Annotated in this window: 1 protein-coding gene; it reads left to right on the forward strand. The window is 59.6% G+C overall.

The window, feature by feature from the left end; genetic code table 11:
* Positions 1 to 69: 69 nt before the first annotated feature.
* Positions 70 to 23,574: an LEPR-XLL domain-containing protein gene (locus tag Q0746_RS15670; protein ID WP_298261961.1), complete on the forward strand. Its 23,505-nt coding sequence runs from the start codon at positions 70 to 72 to the stop codon at positions 23,572 to 23,574.
* Positions 23,575 to 23,621 lie beyond the last annotated feature (47 nt).

The following is a 23,621-nucleotide window of genomic DNA, read 5'->3' on the forward strand; positions in this document are numbered from 1 at the left end:
ACCTCACGTAAACGTCCGCATGGTGCTAACGTAAAAATTCACTCACCCTTTCTGCGGGGACTAATTTTTATGGCCTTTCCATTTGGCAAGTCTGATTTTGAAATTTCCACACCTGTAAATGCCCGCCCCGCGCGACGCAGCTACGGCACGGCAATTCGCGAGATGTTCGCCCGACGACGCGAACGGAAACAGACATCGCAACGCCGCCACGCGGTCACTGTGGAGGCGATGGAACCACGGATCCTGCTTTCGGCTGATCCGATCTTCGCACATGTACTAGCAGACGGCGGTGATTACACCCTCGGGCTCATGTATGACGATACAGCTGACCTTTACCGTATTCAATTAACGAATGATATTGACGGGTTAGTTGTCGCGAGCTCTGATTTGGACGGCGTGAACGAAGTGCAAATTACCGGCACATCGGACGCTGACAAGCTAACGGTTGATCTGTTGTTCCGCCCCGATCCGGCGTTCAAAGTTACATTTGACGGTGGCGACGGTGCAGACGAATTGATCATCGACGGACCTAAGCACACTAGCGTGACATACGACCTTGGCGCGAACGGAACGGGCACCATTACACAGAGCGAAGGCGGCACCGATCACGTGCGCGATTTCCTCAACGTTGAACTGGTGACGGATCAGTCCGCGGCAGAATCACGCACCATCAATGACGTCGTTTCCGGCCGTGGTGGATCAATTGTAATTGGCGACAATGATGTCAAAAACGACGGATTGTCCCGAATCACGATGGGACCAGACGCATCTAAGACCGTTTTGGACTTTGCCAAGCCCGCGCTTGGTGGGGCCTATGGCAGTGGTGCGTTGGACATCAATATCATGGACGGCAATGACGACATCCGATTTGAAGGGCTCGACCAGCAGCTCACTGATGCCGCGACCGAATTGGACGCTGCGGGCAACCCTGATGTGGTCGCGCGACTGATCGCGGGCGGCAATGCGGAATTGACCGGACCGCAGGCAGATGTGACGTGGTATATCATTGGTCAGGATCGCGCCTATGTGGACGGGCTGTTCGTCAGCGGTGTCGACACGCTGACCGGAGCAGACAACAACGACGACACCTTCTATTTTGAACTGAACCTCGGCAATACATTTGCCGACGGTGGCGTTAACGATCCGTGGGAAACCATCGATCTCCCCGGGCGCTGGTCCGGCGAAATCAACGGCGGTGCTGGCGGCACCGACATAATCGTGCAGCAAGGCGCGGTTTTCTCGGGCCCGATGGCGGGGAGTACCGGCAGCGCGACGATCAATTTCGAAACGTTCAACTATATCGGTATGGAACCGACAATCACCGTCGGCGGCACTGTTGGTGATGATGACTTTACCTTGCGAGCCACAGGCACCGGTGCGTTCGAAATCATCGACGGATCCGGCGCGCGCTTTGGCGGTTTCACTTTTAATGCGGGTGCACCGCTTGTCGTGAACCTCGGCTTTGGCGACGATACTTTCAGTCTTGGTGCGGGTCTGACAGGGTGGTCCGGCAGCCTGACTGTGCGCGGCGACTTTGGCGGTGACGTCATCTATATGGAAAACGATCTCAATACTCGCGGCGGCGATATTGAGATGGACGCAGAGCTGATCGTCGTGGATGGCGCTGTGGTCGATACGCGCCTGCTGGCCGGCTCAGTCGGATCACACGGTGACATTCTGCTTGAAGGCGGCGGCAGCGGTGTTTCGTCTTCGCGCTTTGCCGGAATTTTTTCTGGCGACAATCCGTTTGAAAATGGCGGTGCTGAAGTCGAAGGCGCGGGCATTGTCATCGGTGGCGGTGCGCAGCTTCTGGCGGCGGACGTCAAGGGCAATACCGAGGCAGCCACAGCCGGGAATGTAACCATCACCGTGGATGCAGGCTTTGCACTGGATGCGCTGGCGTTCACGCCGGGCTTGAACGAGAAAATCGCGGCAGCCGCGATCCAGATCGGCAATGCTGTCATCCGCGCTGGCGAATTGAAGATTTCTGCAACTGCTGACAGCTCCAAAGCGGTTGAAATCGAAATCGATGTTGATGCGCTGTTGGGTCTGCCTGACGACGGATCAGCAGAAGGCGACGTCGAGGACGGCGATGTGCCGCTTCTGGTCGGTGGTATCCAGCTCGCGGCGAACGAGCTGGAGTCTGCCATCCAGCAGCAGTTCGATAACCTTCCGGTGCTGGGCGCGCTGACCAAGAAAATTCCAGTCCACTTTATGCGGGCCGAAGCGATTGCAAAGGTTGATTTGCTGGATGGCCTCGACGTCTGGGCAGAGACCTCGATTGATGTCGACGCCAACGCAACGTCCGAACTGACATTTACCAATCCGGGGATGAACTTTGGTTTCACGTTCGGGGAATCCGATGCGACAGCCATGACGACCGTCGAAGGCACGGTGACGCTGGATTCCGGTGGGCTGGTTTCCATTGCGGCAGCGGCCGAAAACACGCTTGACGTGGCGACCAACATCCAGTCCGGCCTTGTGTTCAAAGCCAAGAAAAGCACAACCACAGGGGCCAAGCAGAAACGGATCAAAGGGCCAGCCATTGCTGTGACACTGGGCGATGCGACGACCGCGGCGACAACCGATATTGGTGCTGACGCGATCATCAGCGCTGATGACATCACAATTTCTGCCGACACCTCAACGAAGCAGTCCGTCGGCACGTCTTCCAAGATCGTGCAGCCACAGTCCAATCAGGGCACAGCGATCGGGATCACGGTTGCATTCCTCGACAATCAGGCCACGGCACAGGTCGCAGGCGATTTGAATGCGACGGACACAGTCACAGTCAAAGCCAACGCCGTGAACGAGGAAACGCTGCTGTCGACAAAGGCGTCCACCAAGGCCAAACCTTCCGCCGCTGATCAGGGTGCCGCGGGCGCTGCCAAACAGCAGATCACCGGACAGGCCAGCGGTCTGGCTGGCAAATGGGGCGGCCCGGGACAGTTCGGTCTGTCTGCCGGTGTTATCGTCTCCGAGAATGTTCTGGGCGCGCATGCGCTCGTGCTGGACGGGGCCGTGATCGAAGCTGAAACGCTGGATATGACCGCACGTGTCGAGGACAATTTCCGAACCACCGCCATCGGTGGATCCAAGGCGGGCGCGGCCGTTAGTCTCGCGGGCGCTGTGAATGTGTCCCAATTCGACAACGATGCCACTGTCCGCATTGACGCGGCGACCGTAACAGTTGGCGCCCTTGTCATGAGTGCAGAGGCGATCATCCCCAATCAGGTTGACCTGCTCGACGAAATCCCCGCCCTTGGCGCGGCATTCTCGGACCTTGGCGCGTCATTGGGCGCCATGCCGTCGCTGTCTAATGCTTTTGGAACCGTGTGGGGCAGTATTGACGTTGAGGACCCCGCCGCGACGCGCGGGGCATTGGCGGACGTGCAGACCGCATTTACCTCTTACTATGACGAGAGCCTTGGGCCAGCCCTGACAGGCGTCACCGATTCAATCACGCCGTTCCTTGGGTATCTGACGCCGACTGGCGGCCTGCCCAACAAGGTCGCGACCAGCTATGTCGCAGCCAGCGCTGCTGCAGGCGGTGGCGGTCCAAACGGGCCGGAAGGCAAATTTGCGCTCAATGGGTCGGTCAACATCATGTTGATCGAAAACAAGGCCACTGCAGGGATCGGGGCAGGGGCCTTGGTCACGGTCACCGGTGACGCAGGCGCGACGATTGAATCAAACGCGACCGTTGAGACGGTCGATATTGTCGGCATCCCGAACATCAAAGCCTTGTTCAAAGGCTCCACCAAAAGCGATGGCTCCGCCATGGGCGGCGCGTTCAGCTATGTGGCCAAACACAACGAGGCGGATTCCTACATCGCAGACGGCGCGACTGTAGATGTCACCAAAGACCTGATGGTCGATGCGGTCACGCGTCAGTTCGTTTTCAACGTCACCGATGCGGGTGGCAGCGGCGACGACCTGAACTTCCAGGGCAGCATTTCGATCAATGATCACACCAATAATGCGCGCGCCTGGATCGAAGACGGTGCAAAGGTTTCAGCAGACAATATCACCGTAAATGCAGATCACTCGGCCACGATGCTCAGCTTTGGCTTGTCGCTGGCCAAAGGCGGATCGACGGGCATCGGGATCAGTTCGGCTGTGAACATTGCCAATAACGTCACGCTCGCCACGATCGGTGACGTGGTGTCTGACACCATCCCGACCGGTTTTGATGCTGGCGTGACAGCGGCGGGCGACGTGAACGTGACCGCCGACAGTACCAATCTGGGCCTGACCGTGGCCTTTGCCGGCGCCAAGCCCGACAGCGGTGGCCCCGCCCCCGATCCGGCTGACAACGCGCCTGCCGCCGCCCCCACACAGGGCGATGTGACCGTCACTGAAAGCGCTGTCGATGTTGCTGGCAAGGCCGGTCTGGGCATTTCCGGTGCCATCGGAATCAACATCATCAACCAGCACACCGAAGCTACGATTGCAGACACCGATGTCGCAGTCGGTGGCGATTTGCTAGTGCACGCAATGACGCAGGCCCCTGTGGTGTCTGTGTCGATGCCTGTCACGCTGATCACTGGATCGTCGGGTAGCGGCAGCAACACCGGGATTGCTGGCGGTCTCAGCGTAACCAAGTTCGACCGCGACACGATTGCGCAGATTGTCTCCGGCACGGTGACGATGACCGGCAATGGCGACGTTACCGTCGAGGCCGAGACACGCTCGGAAACCGTGGCAGTCGTCGTCGGTGGATCTGGCGGATCGCAGTCTGACACGGCCATCGCGGGATCAGTCAACGTTACCATCGCGGACGATAATACATTTGCCGCAATCGGGGCAGGCGCTACGGTTCTGAATGCCAAGGACGTGGCTGTCACGGCGCATGACAACGCTATTTCGGTGACAGTTGCTGGTGCCGCAGCAGACGGAAACAAAACAGGCGTCGGCGCGGCGTTTGATATTGGTATTTACAACGACACGGTTGAATCTCGTATCGACGGCACTGTGACCTCCACGAGTGATGTGACGGTAGCAGCCTCAAACTTCTCGGTTCTGGTGTCGGTCGCGGCGAGCTTAGGCTCAGCGGATACGGGACTTGGCCTCGCAGGGTCGGTCGGCGTGAACTATGTAGACAGTGATGTCACCGCAGAAATTGGCGGTACGGTCACGGCAAATGGCTCTGTCGGGGTCTTTGCAACAGATCAACTGATCGCCGTTTCGATTGTGGGTGCCGTGGGCAAAGGGACAACGGGCATCGGCATCGCGCCGGGCGTCTTGGTTGTCGACCATGACACGCGCGCCGCGCTGACAAGCACGGCGAATGTCACCGCGCGCGGCTTTGGCGCAGGTCTGAATTACTTTGGTGGAACCGGCTACGGTTTGACCGTGGCAGCCGACACCGACGACAAATTATTCATGGTCGCTGCAGCGGGCGCGAAGGGCGACACCACAGCCCTTGCAGGTTCGGTCGGGTCGATCAACGTACTTGGCACTACAGAAGCCACGATCGAGGACAACGCGCGCGTCAATGATGACGGTAACGCTTCCACGATAGCCACGGGCGGGTCTTCCGTTCAGGATGTCACCGTCGCAGCACAAGCTCAGTCGCTGCAAATCACGGCAACTGGCGGCGCGGCCAAAGGCGGCAGTACAGCAATCGGTGCAGCCTTTGGTATCACTACGATGGACCGCGATGTCATCGCTTCTGTCGGCACAGGTGCCTTCATTGAAGCGCGACGCGACCTGCTGGTCCACGCAGATTCCCGCGATACGATCATTACGTTCGCCGTCGGCGGATCGCAGTCTGACAGTTTCGCCGGCGCAGGCTCTTTGTCACTAGGCGTATTGGATCGCACCACTACCGCCTTTATCGACGGAACAGTGCGTGTTGGCGGTAATGTGTCGGTCTCTGCGGATGCACGGCTGAATGCGGCTATGATTGCGGGTTCTATCGCCATTTCCAGCAGCGCTGGTGCTGTCGGAATCTCGGCCGCCCCGCTGATCACAATCAACAACACCTCTGCCGAAATTCGCGGCAACGCAGATATCAATGCAAATGCGGATAACACCACCGTTGTGTCGACCTTGGAAGGCAACCGTTCAATCCGCGGAGTAGATGTCGCGGCCAACGATCGTATTGTGTCCGTTGCGGCAGCGATTTCCGGTTCCACGTCTTCGGGTGGTTTCCAGGGCGCAGGCGCGTTCTCGGGTGCGTTCCTGTTCGGCACCGAGCAGGTTATCGATGGGTCCAACCCCGTTCCGTCGCTTGAGTATGAAAACCCGTCAGCGACGGGGAATGCATCTGTAACGCAAGCCCTCGTTATGGACGGCGCACGCGTGACGACCAGTGGCAACCTGTCGCTGTCCGCAAACACCGCCGCTACTGTCGTAGCGATCACTGGCGCGGTTGCGGCCGGTGGTGGGTCATCCGGCATCGGTTTGTCGGGTACTGTTGTCGCCCGCAAGAGCATCACTCAAGCGGTTATCGGCGCGGCAGAAATCCACGCCGACGCCCTGCGTCCGGCCAGTGCGCTGGCGGATGACGGTGACACCCGTTCTGTCACCGGTGTCGATGTCTCCGCAGACAGCGATCTGGTGATTGTGGCCCTGACTGTCGGTGGTGCGGGCTCGTCCGGATTCTCCGGTGCGGGTGCGATCACTGTCATCGTGACCGATGATGTGACACGCGCCAGCCTTCTTGCCGGAGCTGATGTAACCACCGGCGGCAACCTGACCATCGGGTCCGACAGCGACCTGATCCTGACATTCGGTTCGGGTGCAGTGGCGATTGGCAGCTCCGGTGGCATCGGTGCCTCCGTTGCGGTGGCCGTCACCTTGTCCAAAACCGTGGCCGAAATCGCCGAAGGCGCGACTGTGCTGGCGATGGCCAACGGCGCGGCGAGCAACATTCCAGACGACGAGGGCACCCGCGCGGTGCGCGGTGTTGATCTGTATGCAGACAGCTTCTTTGTCGTTGCCGGGTTGACGGTTGCGGGATCTGGCGGAAACGGTATTGCCGGTTCCGGCACTATCAACGTCGTCGTGCAAACAGACGAAACGCGCGCCTCAATAGGTGCGCTTGAGGCGCTCGGCAGTGGTGATCCGGCGTTCGCGGTAACGTCTGTGACCACTGGTGACGGGAACGTCACGTTAGAAGCGGACAGCGATGCGATCATTGTGCCCTTGTCGGGTGCGATCGCTGGAGGTAGCGGTCCGGCATTCGGGGCGACCATCGTCACACTTTCACGCATTGCCGAAACCACCGCCCTGATCGGCGGCGGCGCGATGATCACAGCTGGCACGACAAACGCAACGGTGATCACCGATTCCGGCTCATCGCGGACCATTCGCGGTGTCGACCTTGTTGCGACCTCGTCTCCGGTTCTGGTGGCGACGGGTATCGCGGGTGCAATCGGCGGTGGCGGTGCTGCGGCGGGCGTGATCGCTGTTGTGACATCCGACGAAGACGTCACGGCCATGGTTCGCGATGCGACCCTGAACACGGACGGCAACGTGACGCTGTTTGCCGACACGGCACGCGGGCGTGATGGCATCTCCGATCAAGACCTGAAGGGCGCGATCATCGAGCCTGTCACCTCGGCTGTGATTGTTGCGGGTGGCGGTGCCATCGGCGGCGGCTCCGGTGTTGGCGTCGGTGCGACCATCGGTACGGTCATCGTGACCCATGATGTGTCTGCTAAGATTACAAATTCCACCGTCACAGCGAATGCTCAGCGTGGCGCGACAGACCGCGGAATCACCGCGCTGGCGACACGAACCGCTACGGGCGTCGATGTTGTAGCGCAGTCGGATATGTTTGCAGCGGCTTTGACCGTCGCAGGCGGAGCCAGCGATAGTGTCGGCGTGGCAGGGGCGTTTTCGAATGTCACCGCGATCCGCACCACCGAGGCGCAGATCAACGCCAGCACGGTCACAACCAATGGTAACGCCACGATTCTGGCGGACAGCGACGCGACACTCGAAACCCTTGCGGGTGGTGTCGCCGGTGGTGGCGCTGTTGGTGTCGGTGTCGGCGCTGCTGTCACTTACCACAGCGACACGACCGAAGCTTCGGTTCAGGGCAACGGTACATTGATAGCACGTGGCATTGCGGGCGGCACGTATATGCCGACCGGGTCCGAATTGGGCGGCGCAAAGGTTCTCAACAGCGCAAGCGGTCTGGCCGTTTCTGCGGTGTCGGATCAGACGATCATCACAGGCGCAGTTGGCGCGGGTGCAAGCGGCAACATCGGCGTAGCCGGGACGGCGGCCGTTTCGGTTCAAGAGGAATACACACGTGCTTGGATCGGCGCAGGCGCGGTCGTTTCTGACGACGGTGCCGGCAGTGCCCAAGATGCGACAGTCCTTGCGCGTGACAACGGAACGATCATCACCACGGGTGGTGCGGTTGGTATCGGTGCAACAGGCGGCGGCGCAGCAGGAGTCGGCGTGCAGGTCACGACCAAAGAAACACAGGCCTGGATTGCAGGCCAAGTCACCGTCAAAGACGACATCGCCATCCGCGCTTTGTCCTCTGACGAAGGCGTGGTCGTGTCCGCATCTGGTGCGGGCGGTGCGTACGGCGGTCTGGCCGGTTCAGCCAGCGTTGTGACGATCAACAACACAACCCAGGCCACGGTGCGCTCGACTGCCTCTTTGACGGCTGGGGACTCCATTGCCATAAACGCGCTGGATGAGACCAGCCTCGACGTGGTTGCAGGTGCGATTGCAGGTGCGCTTGGCGCGGGCGCAGGGTCGGGTGGCGTGACCGTCATCGACAAATCCACAAAGACCGAAGTCGAGGGTGGGGCGACCTTGCTGTCGCTCGGCGCTGGCAGCGGTGTAAAGACCCTGACAGGCGGCGTCGGCATTACGTTTGGCGCCGACGACACGGACGCCAATGACGTTAACGTGAGCGGGGTCGGACAGGTCGATCTGTCCAAAGCAAACTCCGAAGGCTTCGCAGATGGCGGCGCAACTGGTGAGCGTATCGCAAACCTCTCGACTGGCACACATGGTGGTATCCACGTTCAGGCAGTGTCGACCGATCGGGTCGAGACGATTTCGTTTAACCTCGCCGGTGGCGCGGGCGCTGTGGCGCTTGGCGGCACTGCAAATGTATTCCTCAATGAAACCAAGACGTTGATTGGTGTTGGCGCGTCGCTGACAACGACGGAAAACGGCGATGACATCAGCGTCGGTGCGGCGTCTGACGCTTATGCATTGAACGTGATGGCCGCCGTTGCCGTCGGCGGATCTGCTGGTGCGCCCGGAGCGTCAGCTGCTGTGTTTGGCAACTCGACCGAGGTACGCATGACGGGCGCGACGGTGCGCAGCGCAGGTGATTTTACCCTCACCGCGTCTGGCACGGATGACGCGCTTGCGATCACTATCGCCGTCGGCGGTGGTGCAGGTGTCGGCGTTGGTGCGTCTGCCAACGCGATTGTCGTTACATCCGATGTGACTGCGGCCATTGATGGCGGGTCTGATATTACGGCTGATTACAACGTCGCCGTCGCGGCGAACCACACCACTGACATCGACGCCATCGGTGGCGCTGTCGGTGTCGGTGGAACGGGCGCAGGTGGTGCAGCCGTCAACGTCATCGTAATCGAGAAAACAACAGACGCCTACATCGGCGGCAGCTCTATCGTGACCGCGAACGCGGCGGTTGGAAGCGCGAACATGACCGTGGCTGACGGCGGTTTGACGGGCACTAATGACACATATGACGATGGCGATCGCGCCAGCACAGTGGCGGTCAAAGGCGCGGCGATCACCGCGACCAGCACTGAGGACGTTTTTGTGATCGGGGCCGCAGGCGCGGCCTCAGGGTTTGTAGGTGCGGCAGGTGCTGTTGGCGTCATCGTCGTGGACAGCGATACTTCGGCCTATCTGGGCAACTCCGCCCGTTTGACCAGCGGTGGGTCTGCGGTCATTTCCGCGACCAACAAGCTTGATCTCTTTAGCGGCAACGGCGGCGTGTCGCTTGCCCTGGCGGGTGGCGCTGCGGGCGCCGTTAGCGTTGTTGTCGTCCGGTCGGACACGTCTGCCTACACCACGTCTGGCACAGTGCTGACGACCACAGGCACAGGCGCCGTTATCGTCGGCGCAGCCGAGATAATGGACATTGATGTCATCGCCGTCTCAGGCGCAGCGACAGCCGGAATCGGTCTTGCGGCTTCGGTCTCCGTTGTCTCGCTCGGCAATGATCTGACGTCTGAACAAAGCGGCGAATTATCGGGCGGTGGCGGCAACAGCCTTTCGCTCGCAGACGACGCGTCCTCGACCAGCTGGACGAATAGCGTTCTTGGCGGATTCTCCTCCACAGGCGATGCAGATGGCGTTGACGGCACGGGGACTCCGTCCGCTGCGTCGCGTCTGGCGTCCGCGACTGATGGCGCGAAAGACACCGTAAATTCCAAGGCGGGGGCGACCTCCGCGACAGCTGGGCTAAGCACGCCTCCCGTGACGACAAAAGGCACAGATGCCTTTATCGCAGGCACCGTGAACGCAGGTGGCAACGTCGATGTGCGTGCCAACGAGCGGATTGATCTGGGCACGATCGCCGGTGCAGTTGCCGTCGGCCTTGGTGGTGCAGGGGCGGGCGTTTCTGTCGCGAACATCAACCGCGTTGCCACCGCGAGCATCGATGCAACCGGTCGTGTCAAAGCTGGTCTGTCTGGCCCCGGAACCGTCGATGTGATGGCTGATATGCGCGTGAACGCTGACGCCACAAGTGCGGTTGGCGCAGGCGGTCTGATCGGCGCACTTGGTGCATCCGTAACAATCCACGACGATTCCGCAGGTGCCAAGGCCGAGATTGACGGCCATGTCACAGACGCGGATTCCGTTAACGTCAAAGCCTTTAGCGAACGCGATGTCGATTTATCCTCGACCGAAGCAACTATCGGCGCAATTGCGGGCGGTGCCTCTGTCACCGAGGCCTCGATCGGCGGCACGACCGAGGCCCGCACCGGAAACACCGCCGTCATCGGCACTGGCACATCGGGCGGCGTCGGCACCTTCCTTCTGGAAGCCGACAGCGAGATCAACGCCAAGGTCGAAGGGACATCCATTTCCGCCGGTATCGGATCGGGCGGCGTCAATTCCATGAAAGTCGTGGTGACGGGCACGGTTCGCGCTGATGTGAACGGATCCACCATTTCGACATCCGGAAGCGCCACTGTGCGGGCCGACAGCGATGTATATTCCGAAGTTGTCGTCGGATCGATCAAGGCTGCGGGCATCGCCCTTGGCAAATCTATCGCCAGATCCAGCGTCACAACCGATGTGACGGCGCAAGTCCGCGGGTCGGCTGATCTTGATGTAGGCGCGCTCAACGTGACGGCGGATGCCGTGCACGAAGCAGACGCCACGGCCACCAGCTCTGCGGGAGCGGCCATTTCTGTAACTGGCGTGGAATCCTATGCCACAGTCGGCGGCACGATCACAGCTAGCCTTGGCGGGTCTGGTCTTACGGTTGACGCAACGTCTGTGACTGTCGAAGCGATTGCCAATATGGATGCAGACGCAGACGCGCGCGGCATCACAGGTGGTGCTCTGTCTGTAGGCGGCGCTCTCGCACAGGCCAGTGTTTCGACCGCATTGAATGCATTGATTGGGTCCGGTCGTGTGACTAGTACGGGCAATGTAGATGTCTATGCGCGCCACAATGCAGAACGTTCTGGCGCGGCGCGCGCGGATGCAGCGGGCGATCTTGGCCTTGGGGCCAGCGCGAAATCTCAGGCGTCTTCTGGCGGCCTGATTGCTGGTGGCGAAACAAAAGCGGTCGCCTTTGACAGCAGCAACGTGTCGGCAAAAATCAACGGCGGAGCCGTCAGCGGAAACAATGTAACGGTCGCCAGCGTTTCGGTTGGGCGTGCAGACGCGGACGCAAGTTCCGTCGTGGGCGGTCTTGCGGCCAAAGGCACGTCAACGGCAGGTGCCACGATGGGCGGCTCGAACCTTGCGGCTGTCCAGTCCGCCGACATCACGTCAACAGGCACGCTGAGCGTCCGCTCTATCGATTCTGTCAAATCTGAAGCCACTGCTAGAGCGGGCGGCGGCGGCCTTTTGGCTGGTGTCGGGGCAGAGGCAGTTGCGATCACAACCCGTTCCGTGCAGGCGCTGATCACCGGCAATTCAAACGACATCATCAGCGCAGACAGTGTTCGGGTTCTGGCGCAATCCAAGATGCAATCCAATGCGGTGACGTCCGGTACTGTTATCGGCGCTGTCGCCCTCGGCGACTCGAAATCCACTGCGACGACCACTGCGACCGTTAACGCGACGATTTCGGGTGCGACCGTAACAGCAACCGTCGGTGACGTCGACGTTGACGCGCTGTTTAACACCAACGACACAGGATCGGCCAAGACAGTCGACGCAGCGCGTGCGCATGCCACCACATCGGCCGGTGGCCTCGGGGCGGCCTCGAATTCCAAGGTGAATGCCACATCCACGGTCAACATCACCGCTGGTTTCGGCGATTATGCCTCCGTCATGGCGGCAGATGATATCGACGCGCTGGCACGTGCCTTTAACGAAGCGGATTCCAAATCCAACAACAATTCCACTGGCCTGATTTCGGGTGGCAAGGCAGAAGCGACGTCAAGTGCGACGACAAATGCGCGTGGCACGCTTGGCACGGGTGCTTCACTGACGGCGAACGACATCGCACAGATCAAAGCGCTTGCGATTGGTGAATTGCGCATGGCGGGCGTTGGTGGTTCTGCGGGTCTGGTCGCTGGCGCCTTTGCCCAGACATCCGGGGCGCTTAATACCTCGGCGAATACCGTGACCGGTACCAATTCCAACATTTCCGCCCGTGACGCGCGCCTGCTGGCCGAAACGATGGCCAAGGCCGTGGCCGATGTGACTGGCAACTCCGGTCAGAAGCTCACCGATACATTGATTGCCCTGTTCACCGGTGATTTCGCGAACCTGTCGATTCCGTCGATCACTGCGAACGGCGGCTCTGTGTCCAACGTTACCGGCGGATCGGATTCAAATGTCATCCTTGGTAATAATTCGCGAATTGACGCCAGCAACGACGTGAAACTGAACGCGCAGAATACTCTGATTCTGGATATCGATGTCGCTATGACCGTCGGCGGGACTGCGATCTCTGCGGGTGCCGCGTTTGCTTATACTCACTTTACGACATTCGATGCGGACGTGATCCTTCAGGACGGGGCCACTGTTCTGGCGGGGCGCTACGTCGACATTGACGCGACCAATATCATCGCGGGTCATCAGAAGGCCACAGGCACAAGCAGCGTCGATCTGGTTGCGTCCAGCGCAACCGGTCTGTCCGAAGTGGCAATCGGGACGGTCGGCAACAAGGCCGAAGCCCGCATGCTGATGCAGGGTTCGTCTCGGATCGAAGCTGCGACAGAAATCGACATCGACGTCAACGGCTATGCCACTGACTTCAATGGCGCAACAGGCGGCGACGCCCTGGTCGTTACCGGTAAGGCTGTCGCGGATGCGGCCTTCGGGGCAACCGCAGATGCCATCGGTATCGGCAAAGCCTACGGTAAATCCGTCGTCGATATGCATGATGATGCCGTGATGGTCACACGGTCTGTCGATATTGACGGTTCTTCCGATCTGACGGTCGATGAGGTGGCGAATGCTGATGCCTCCAGCCCGATCGTCGAATTCGTCGAAACTCTTGTCGAAGTGGTGAAGAAAGTTACGAAATGGCTGCCATGGCCACTCGACAAGATTGTTGAATGGGTTACCGAAACAGTTCTGAAAATTGTGCGCGTTGTCACCTTCCTTGAAGAAAACGCGTCTGTAGTCACCATAGGTGACACGGCCGATGACGTCGTCGACCTGCGTGGCTCCATCTATCTGGGTGATGGTCAGGACAAGCTGCTGCACGTCCTTGCGGACGGCTCGATTTCAGCTGAGTCCAATGTTGGCGCCACGATCACAGGCAACACCATTCTGGTGGATGACATCATCAACGACGCAGGTGGCAAGCTTGATATCCGTCTGGTGCGCGGTGTTGTTAGCGGCGATGCAGACATATACCTGCCGAAATTGCTGAACAGCGTGCGTCTGATCAATGACACGGCGCGTGATTTGCATGTCCAGCGGGTCGATATGATCTCTGATAACGGCGGTGAGCCTGACATTAATATCATCGACAGCCGCCCGGCGCCTGCCGATATTGTCCCCGGCTTCAACATCAAGAACGCTGGCGGCGATTACACCGAATTCACCATTCGCAACAACGTGGCCAACACCGCTTCGGATGTTCTGTTCCTGAACGACATCAGCAATGTCGCCGCGATCTATGATTTTTACGTCGCAGGCGGCAATATCGATCAAGCCAGTGGCGTTGATCTGATTGCGGGTGACGCTGGTGAAATGTTTGCGACGATGAAGTTGGGCGTTCTTGTTCCTGCGGTCACGATCATAACCGATCTGGGCAATATCGGGAGCGTGAGTAAAAACTTCGAGGTTGAGCTTGTTCGCGGTCGTGACTTCGCGAACGGTGATATTTCGCACACCCCGATCACAATGGTTGCCCATGCTGGCAATGACGTGAACCTGACTGTTCAGGGCACAAACATTACCCTCCTTTCGTCTACGGCGACAACGCAGGTCGCGGATGACATCCGTCTTGATTTATCGGCAGGCAACGACGTCAACTTTACCGGTAACGCGGGCAAGCTGACGACCATTTTGACTACGGATGTCGGCGGTGGAAACTTCAGCACGGTTGCGACGAATTACACTGTTGAAGCAGCTTACCAAATTCTAAACGCTTCCTCGACCAATGGTGATGTGCGTCTGCTGGCCAACGGGCTGTCTTCCATGGCCGTCGCCTCGGTTACTGCTCAAAACGGGCTGGCGCGCATCGAAGCGGGCGGCAGCCTGAGCGATCTGACAGGCACGACCGTCAAGAATATCACTGCCAAAGACGTAACCCTGATCTCGCGTTTGGGCAGCATCGGGTCCGTTGGCAATGCCCTCGACATCGACAGCTCCAACGCGTCGGCGGGTCTGGTCAACGCGACCGCGCTGAATGGCGCGATCACGCTGAACGAAACCTCCGGTGATATGCGCATCGGCACGATCCGCGCTGGTGGTGCCGTCACGTTGAGCGGTGCAGGATCTCTGGTCGATGGCGCAAGCGATGCAGCCGCCGACGTTATCGGTTCGGCCGTCACGTTGCGCGCGTCATCCGGCACGATCGGCACTGCGCTTGATCGTCTGGAACTGGACACGGCGCGACTTGACGTCGCGACGGCCCGTGCGGTCTATCTCACTGAAGTGTCAGGCGATTTTGTCGCCGGCGATGTGGACGCAACCGCGGGCGACGCAGTGCTTCGTGCGGCGGCGGGCAACCTTCGGGTGGATTCCGTCTACGCAAGTGGCGATGCTACCCTCCTGTCTGACACAGGTGCGGTTCTGGATGATACCGCCTCTACAGTGGCAGCGATCCGGGCTGACAGCATCACTATCAACGCCGCGGCAACTATCGGCACCAGCACCAACGCGCTTGAGATTGACAGCGCATTCAGCGGTGCAGGCCAAGTGAACGCGACCGCGGGGCAGGGCATCTGGCTCACTGAGACTGCCAACGCCATGACCATCGCATCCATTGTCAGTGGCAATGGACCAGTCGTTCTGAACGGTCCAGGCGACCTTGTACTTCTGGCAAACGGTCTGATCCAAGCAACAGCCGGAACAGTCGCCATGACTGCAACGGGCGCAATCCGCTCCGGAAACGACAGCGAAATCCGCGCCTCGGGTGAGATGTCCTTCTCAGCAGCAAACCTTACTACGGGCGCTGGCTCTCTGATTCAAGGCGGGCAGATAACGGCGGATGTCGGCGGCGACGTTTCCACCGGTGTGAACAGCACAATGACCTCGACCAGTTCCGTCGGAATCAGTGCGGGCGGTGCAGTCACCACGGGTGCGGGGTCTTCTATGACAGCCGTCACCGCAGCGACAATTTCCGGCGCGAGTTTGATCACGGGCGCTGACTCCTCAATCCAAGGGCAGAGCATTTCGATCACCACCATTGGTGCCATGACGACCGGTACCGACAGCGTGATCGCAGCAACTAACGGCGCGTCTATCAATGTCGGCGCGACTCTGAGCACGGGCGCATCCTCCAGCATTTCGGCGGGCGGCGCACTGAACGTTCAGGCCGCGACCCTGATCCATGGTGTCGGCGCACTGATGTCGGCGGCGTCTGTTACCGCGAACGTCTCCGGATCGGTAACGATGCTGCACAACGCGCAAATCCGCGCGACCGGCAATGCGACGATCAACGCAGGAGGAGACATGACGCTGGAAGACGGCGCTATTGTCGAAGCTTTGAGTGTTGATCTGAGCGTGGGCGACGTGGCGACCTTCAAGGCAGGGTCCACAGTCCGCGCGGGCGAAGCTCTGACAATTTCGTCTGATGATGTTCTGTTGCAGAATGCCGATGCCCTGTTCGAGGCTGGCACGTCAATGATCATCGCAATTGATCTAACCGACCGCGACGCGACTGGTGGCACGATGGTGCTGCAAGGCGCGCTTTCGGCACCGTCGATCCTGATGATCGGTGGGCAAGAAAACGATAGCTTTACGGTGAACGTGCAGACCATTGACGGAAACACGCTGCTTCTTGGCGGTGCAGGTGACGACACGATCTTCCTTGATCGTCTGCCATCGATGACCACCGTCCGCGATGGTCTGCGCGATTCCTTCACGGTTGACGGGCAGGCAGGTTCGGATGATGTGCGCATCGATCTGACCGGCACAAGCGATGTTCTGATCAGCGTTTCCGACAGCGGCAATCCGGGTGACGGCATCGACACAATGTCGATCAATACGACCACCGACAATGACACGGTTCTGGTGCGCTCCAACTTCATCGCGCTGTTGCAAGACGACGGCGCGGGCGGCTACAACGCAGCACTTGAGCGGATCAACTATGACCAGACTATCAACGCACGTGTGCGCATTGATACAGGACTTGGTGATGACCTGATCGTTCTGGACGACAACTCTGCGATGATGACCATTGACGCGGGCGAAGGTAACGACACCTTCCAAGTCGGCCAGATATTCGGGACCAGCCGCACCGATCCCAACGTTGCACCAGGCGACGAGATCGACACCGTTCTGACGACACTCGGCCTTCTGAGCCGAGGAATTTCTCAGGCAACCGTTCTGTATGGCGGCGTCGGGAACGACACCTTCCGCGTCTACTCCAACCATGCCGAACTTCGTATGGAAGGCGAAGCTGGCAACGATGCCTTCCTGATGCGGGCGTTCTTGCTGCAAGACAACACCGGAATTTCGCTCGTCGGACAAACGCAGTTGAATGCGGGCGCAGGCGACGACGAAGTACGCTACAACATCAACGCCCCAGTCGACATAGATGGTGGCGCAGGCTTTGACCGCGTGATTGCCGTTGGCTCAGAGGGCGACGACGTGTTCCTTGTCACCAAAGACGGTGTGTTTGGCGCCGGTCTGTCGATCAGCCTGTCGGGTGTCGAAGAATCGCTCGAAGTCGATGGCCTTGAGGGCGACGACACCTTCTACATCCAGTCCACGAATCCCGATGCCATTACCACCATCATCGGTGGTCTGGGCAGCGACACGTTCAATGTGGGCGGTTCTGTCCTCAAGCCGATCATCTCTGCCTCCTCGGGCGGTCAGACCGGCATCATCAACCACATCGCCAACGCCGACCCAATCACCGATGGCGGCTTCGCCAGCTTGTTGGCACAGGGCGTGAACATCCTCGTTAAACCTGTCGACCCGGCGACACCTGTGGTCATCACCACTTCGGGGTCCGACACTTCCGTACGCGAGGGTGACGGGCTGTTTGACACCTACACGCTGCGCATGCCTGCGCTTCCAGCTGATGCGATGAGCCGCGCCTGGATCACCGTTTCGGGCGCTCTGCCGTCCTCCTCGCAACCTGCTGGAGCGCGCGGCGTTCTCGTCTCGCTAGACGGGGTCACGTGGTCTGAACAGCTGGTCGTCGCCTTCGAGTCCGCCGATTGGAATGCGGAACGCACGATCTACGTGAAAGCTGCAGACGATACCGCCGAGGAAGGCAATACGACTGCGATCATCAGCCATTCTATTATCTCAACCGACGCAGACCTGAACGGCGCGCGTATCGGCAATGTCAGTGTTGAAGTTGGCGATGATGATGCCGCCGAGATTGTCATCACTCAAACCAACGGTGGCACTCGTGCCATCGAAGGTGGAACAGATGACACCATCGGCGTCACTCTTTCGCGAGCTCTTGAAGTGGGCGAAGTGGTTACCGTGACACTGGATGCCGGCGCTGGTGCAGGGCTCAGCGCCAATACGCTGACTTTCACCGAAACCAATTGGAACATCGCCCAGATCGTCACCGTCTCTGCGCTGGACGACACCGCCCAGACCGGAAACCAGTCGGTCACCATCGGCGCGACGTCCACCAGTACTGGCAGCTTTGATGCCAGGCTGGCCGAAATCACTGCCGAACTGGTGGATGATGAAACAGCCAGCGTGATCATCACCGAAACCAATGGCTCCACGGTCGTGGGCGAAGGCCAGACTGACAGCTACACGCTGCAACTGTCCAGTCAGCCAATCGGCACGGTGACTGTCACGTTGCAGAACGATGGTCAGACGACCCTGACAAGTGCTGATGCGCGCTTTGCTGGCAACACGGTTACATTCGATGCGACGAACTGGGATCAGCCAATCACCATTGATGTTGCCATGGCGGCCGGTCTGGCGCCTGTCGACCCAGCCAACCCGATCATGACAGTTTCGGCCAGCCCGCATCGCGTCGATGCGGTCCAAGGTCCGTTGTTGCTGACCGGCGGTGTCGGCCCTGAGAACCGTTCCATCGTCGCAGCAGTCATCCTGCCGACCGAGTTTGACATTCCACCTACACAACCCACACCGTCTACCGACGACACGGGCGATGTGGACCGCGTCAATGTCTTCTCGGACGGAACGAGCGAACAAACTATTGGAACGCTGACGTCCAACAATATCTCCGGCCTCGGAATGGGCGGCAGTCTGACCATCGACCAAGGCGAAGACGGTATCGAAAACCTGGTCACTTACGCGGGTGGAATTACCTATCAAGGTATGGACATCGTTGAGGTCATGTTGGGCCGCGGCAACGACATCTTCACCGTTGAAAGCACGGCCGAAGGCACTATCACCGCGATTCACGGTGGCGGTGGCGACGATCACCTGACAGCGCTGGATCACACCGGACCGCTGGTCATCTACGGTGACACCTCCGCGACGGGGCAACGTTATTCCAGTAGCATCGCTGGCGTGAGCGAGAATGCTTTTGCCTTCCCAGCGGATGGCAATGACCTCATCGACATCTCCGCGACCACCACGACGGTTGTAGTGGATGCGGGCGGCGGCAACGACATGATCCTCGGCGGGGCAGGTGGCGATCACATCGCTGCTGGTGGTGGCGATGATACAGTGGTTGCGGGTCTTGGCGTCGATCACATATACGGCGATGGCCGCTTCGAGGTTGATCTCGTGACGCGCGTCACCACTACCTATGAGGGCGTGGTCGGAAACGACGACCTGCTCGGTGGCGACGGCGATGATGTGATTTTCGGCGACAATGGCCGCATCATACAACCTGGTCTGTTCAAGGTGCTCGGCACTGCTGGCGCGACCTTCATCACCTCGGCCGTCCCGGGAGTTGGAGGGTCTGACACGATCGACGGTGAAAACGGTGCCGACATCATTCTTGGTGGTGCTGCGGACGACACGATCCACTCCGGTACGGGCGTTGATGTGGTCTTTGGCGACTTCGGTGAGGTTATCGTCTCTGCAGGCGTTTTGGTTCAGGCGCGTTCGATTGATACCGACAAGACGACAGGCGGCAGCGACACGATCACAGGCGGCACCGAAGGTGATTTCGTCATCGGCGGCGCGGCAAATGACGTGATCGACGGCGAACAGGGTGCGGATGTGATCTTTGGCGACCACGGTGCGTTGACATGGACCGACGGTCTGCTGACGCTGGCGATTTCAACGGGTGCTGACGAAACGACTGGCGGCGCGGACGCGATCATAGGTGGATCCGAAGGCGATATCATTGTCGGCGGCTCTGCAGGTGATTTGATTTCCGGAATTGACGGCGCAGACCTGATCTTTGGCGATCATGCTGAAGTCATCCTCGCGGGTGGTCTGCTGGTCAGTGCGCATACTCGAGCCATGGATCTCGGCGATGGCGGCGCAGACACAATTCTTGGTGGCGACGGCGACGATGTGATCATGGGTGGCGAAGCCGGTGACACAATCTTCGGCGGCGACGGCAATGACGCGATCATCGGCGACGGTGGTGAAGTCGAATACGAATCTGGCGGTCAGGTTATTAAGCTGTTCCGCACCACGACGGAAGGTCTGGGCGACGACGATACGATCCGGTCCGGCAACGGCGACGATTTTGTTCTCGCGGGCTTTGGCGCTGACGATGTGAACGCAGGCGAAGGCGGCGACCTAATCTTGGGTGACAACGGCCTCATCGTGCTGAGCGGCGGCAATCTGCTGACCGTAGAAACCACTGCCACGACGCTTGGCGGAATCGACCAGATCGTTGCAGGCAACGGCAATGACGCCGTTCTTGGCGGCACTGAAGGCGACAACATTGACGCGGGCGACGGCGACGATCTGGTGTTCGGTGATTTCGGCAAACTTCTGTTTGCTGGCGGCGCCTTGGCCCGTGCAACTTCAACCGACACGGTCGAGGGCGGCGCGGATACCATCACGCTTGGCGCTGGCAACGATATCGCCCTTGGCGGCGCAGACGGTGACATGATCTCTGGCGGAATCGGAATGGACATCATTCTGGGTGACGCAGGCATTATTATTCGCGACGCAGACGGCGACGTGACCAGCCTAGATGCTGTCCACACGATTGCACCAGTAAACGGTGGTGATGATGAAATCGACTCCGGTGATGGCAACGATGTTGTCTTCGGTGGCACAGGCGCGGATCAAATCCTAACGGGTATGGGTAACGATCTTGCCTTTGGCGATCATGGCGGGATTGAGCGTTTGGTAGACGGCGCTATTGATTTGTCACAACTGCCACTGACAACCGCAGCGGCGCTGCCGTTCTCGTTCACATCGCGCGATATCGGTGTAAATGATGGTGGCGCTGGCGACCGTATCATTATGGGTCTCGGCGATGATATTGCCGTCGGTGGTCAAGGCGGCGACTGGATTTCCGGTGGCGACGGTCAGGACGATCTGATCGGTGGTCACACGATCTGCGAAGGCGCTGATGGCGACGACGCGATTGATGCGGGCGCAGGCGACGACGTGGTTGCAGGCGACAACGCAGAAATCCTGCGTCGCGACGATACACTTGATCAACGCACACGCGCACTGCTGGGTGACACACTCTACACCATCGATCCGCAAACTGGCTATTTCACCGCTGGGTATGTGGCCAACGTCGATACGGTCTGGCAGACAAACCTGAATGGCAGCCAGGGGCGTGACATCCGTCTGCTTGATCACTCCGAGAACGCCGATCCATCTACATGGGGCGACGATCTTATAGCCGGTGGCGCCGATGCGGACCGCCTGTTCGGTCAGCGCGGCAACGACACCATCCTCGGCGATGGCGCAATCGACTTTGACGCACTCGGCGGGCCGATCATGGTCGAAGCTGGTGCACTGACTGACAGCAACGATTATGTCGAAGGCGGCGGTGGATCCGACACCCTCATCGGTGGTCTGGGTCAAGACGATCTGATCGGTGGTTCTTCGATGCTGTTCCTCGGCGAAAGCTGTGGCGATCCGACTGGTGAACGTCTGATTGACGATGCAGATACGATCTTTGGTGGCACATCGCTCGACATTTCTCGCAACAGCTTTGGCGTCGACGGCGACGGGCAATATGCGCGCGACGCAGATGTGATCCTTGGCGACAATGGCACCATCTACCGCATCGTCGCGGACGGTGCGTCCCTGAACTACGAATGGGACATCACCGGCACCGAAACGACCGAACGTGTCGACGTCCGCGCAGTTGAATACCTCGCCTATACACCAGGCGGCGCGACTTCTGATATCGGCGGCGGCGATACCATCCACGGCGAAGCCGGCAACGACATCATCCACGGACAAAGCGGCGACGACTTCATTTATGGCGGCGCACAGGACGACGACATCATCGGTGGCGCAGGTAACGACTGGATTTCAGGTGGCACGGGCAATGACGGCATCCTTGGCGATGACGGTAAAATCCTGACCAGCCGGAATGGCTGGACAGAAAGCCTGATCGGTCTGACGGTCGCGCGGGTCGAACAGGTCGTCACGACCAACGCAAGCGCGTTCCATGCCATCCTGAACCCGCTTGGCGATCTCAACAAAACCGTTGATCTTGAACCTTGGGATCTGGGCGGTGACGACCTCATCTATGGCGGTCTGGGCGATGACTTCCTGCATGGTGGCGCGGGCAATGATGGCATCTCCGGTGCCGAAGCCCTCGCTCAATTCTACACCCAGCCAAGCGATTGGCGTCCAACGATCGATCCGGCAACGGGTCGTCTGGTTGTACCGGACGGGTACTACGACAAGACCAACGCCCTGACGCGGATCGACGGCTTCGTCCTCGATTTCGACCCAACCGAAGGTGAACTGGCGCCCATGTCGCGCGAGTGGGCCAAAGGCGACGGCGACGACAAGATCTTTGGCGACATCGGCCATGACTGGTTGATGGGCGGCACAGGTCGCGACCACATGTGGGGCGGTTTGGGCGGAGACATCCTCAACCTTGATGACGATCTAAGCACCAGCGGCGCAGATGCGAAAACCACGCCGATCTCTGGCTACGGCGATCTGGCCTATGGCGGCGGCGGGCGTGATCTGTTGATCGCCAACACCTCGCATGATCGCATGGTCGATTGGGCTGGCGAATATAACGAATTCGTCGTTCCATTCGCACCTAACGGAGCATGGACCATCGTGCGCGCGCCTGCACCTTGGATCGTCGATCATCTGCTGGCCGTAGCCGAAAGCGACGGCGCAGACCCAACCCGCAGCGCGTTTGGCGACTCCGATCAGATGGGTGAACCCTACGGCGAAATCGGCCTCGCAGATCAGGACAGCGGCCTGTGGCAGGACAACACCGGCTCACCATTCGGCCAGCAAAGCGGCAATATCGGTGGCGGCAAGCGTGATGGACGCGGGATCGAACCTGCTCCACAGGCGACCGACCCAACATCGCGGAACTTCATCTCGGAACCATCTTCAAACGTCGAGACTATGTCCTTCGATGCAATGACACTGGCGTCCGAACCCGAAGGCGGCGAAGGCTGGATCACTGAAGAAACGGCGAGCCTGTCAATGCCCGAGGGCGAGGGTGATATGCCAGCGCCTGATGCCGTTATCGTGGTCTCCGCTCCGGCCAACGACGACACTGCACCCGATGCCCTTGATCTTGAGGCCAACGGAACCACGGGTCACAACGTTGATTGGGATTGGGCACCTGCCACGACTCCGGCGACCGAGGATGACGCAGGCACGTCCAATTCCAAGGCGCCGGCCTGGGCTGGTCGGTCGGGCAAGGCCAAAGGCAAAAAGTAAAATCGGAGCGGGCCACGACTGGCCCGCTTTTGGATCATTCATTTTTT

This window comes from uncultured Litoreibacter sp., assembly GCF_947487515.1.
In the GTDB taxonomy this organism is placed as follows: domain Bacteria; phylum Pseudomonadota; class Alphaproteobacteria; order Rhodobacterales; family Rhodobacteraceae; genus Litoreibacter.

Coding starts and splice junctions, on each gene's coding strand:
- Q0746_RS15670 (WP_298261961.1), top strand. CDS start 70: ATGGCCTTTCCATTTGGCAAGTCTGATTTTGAAATTTCCACACCTGTA.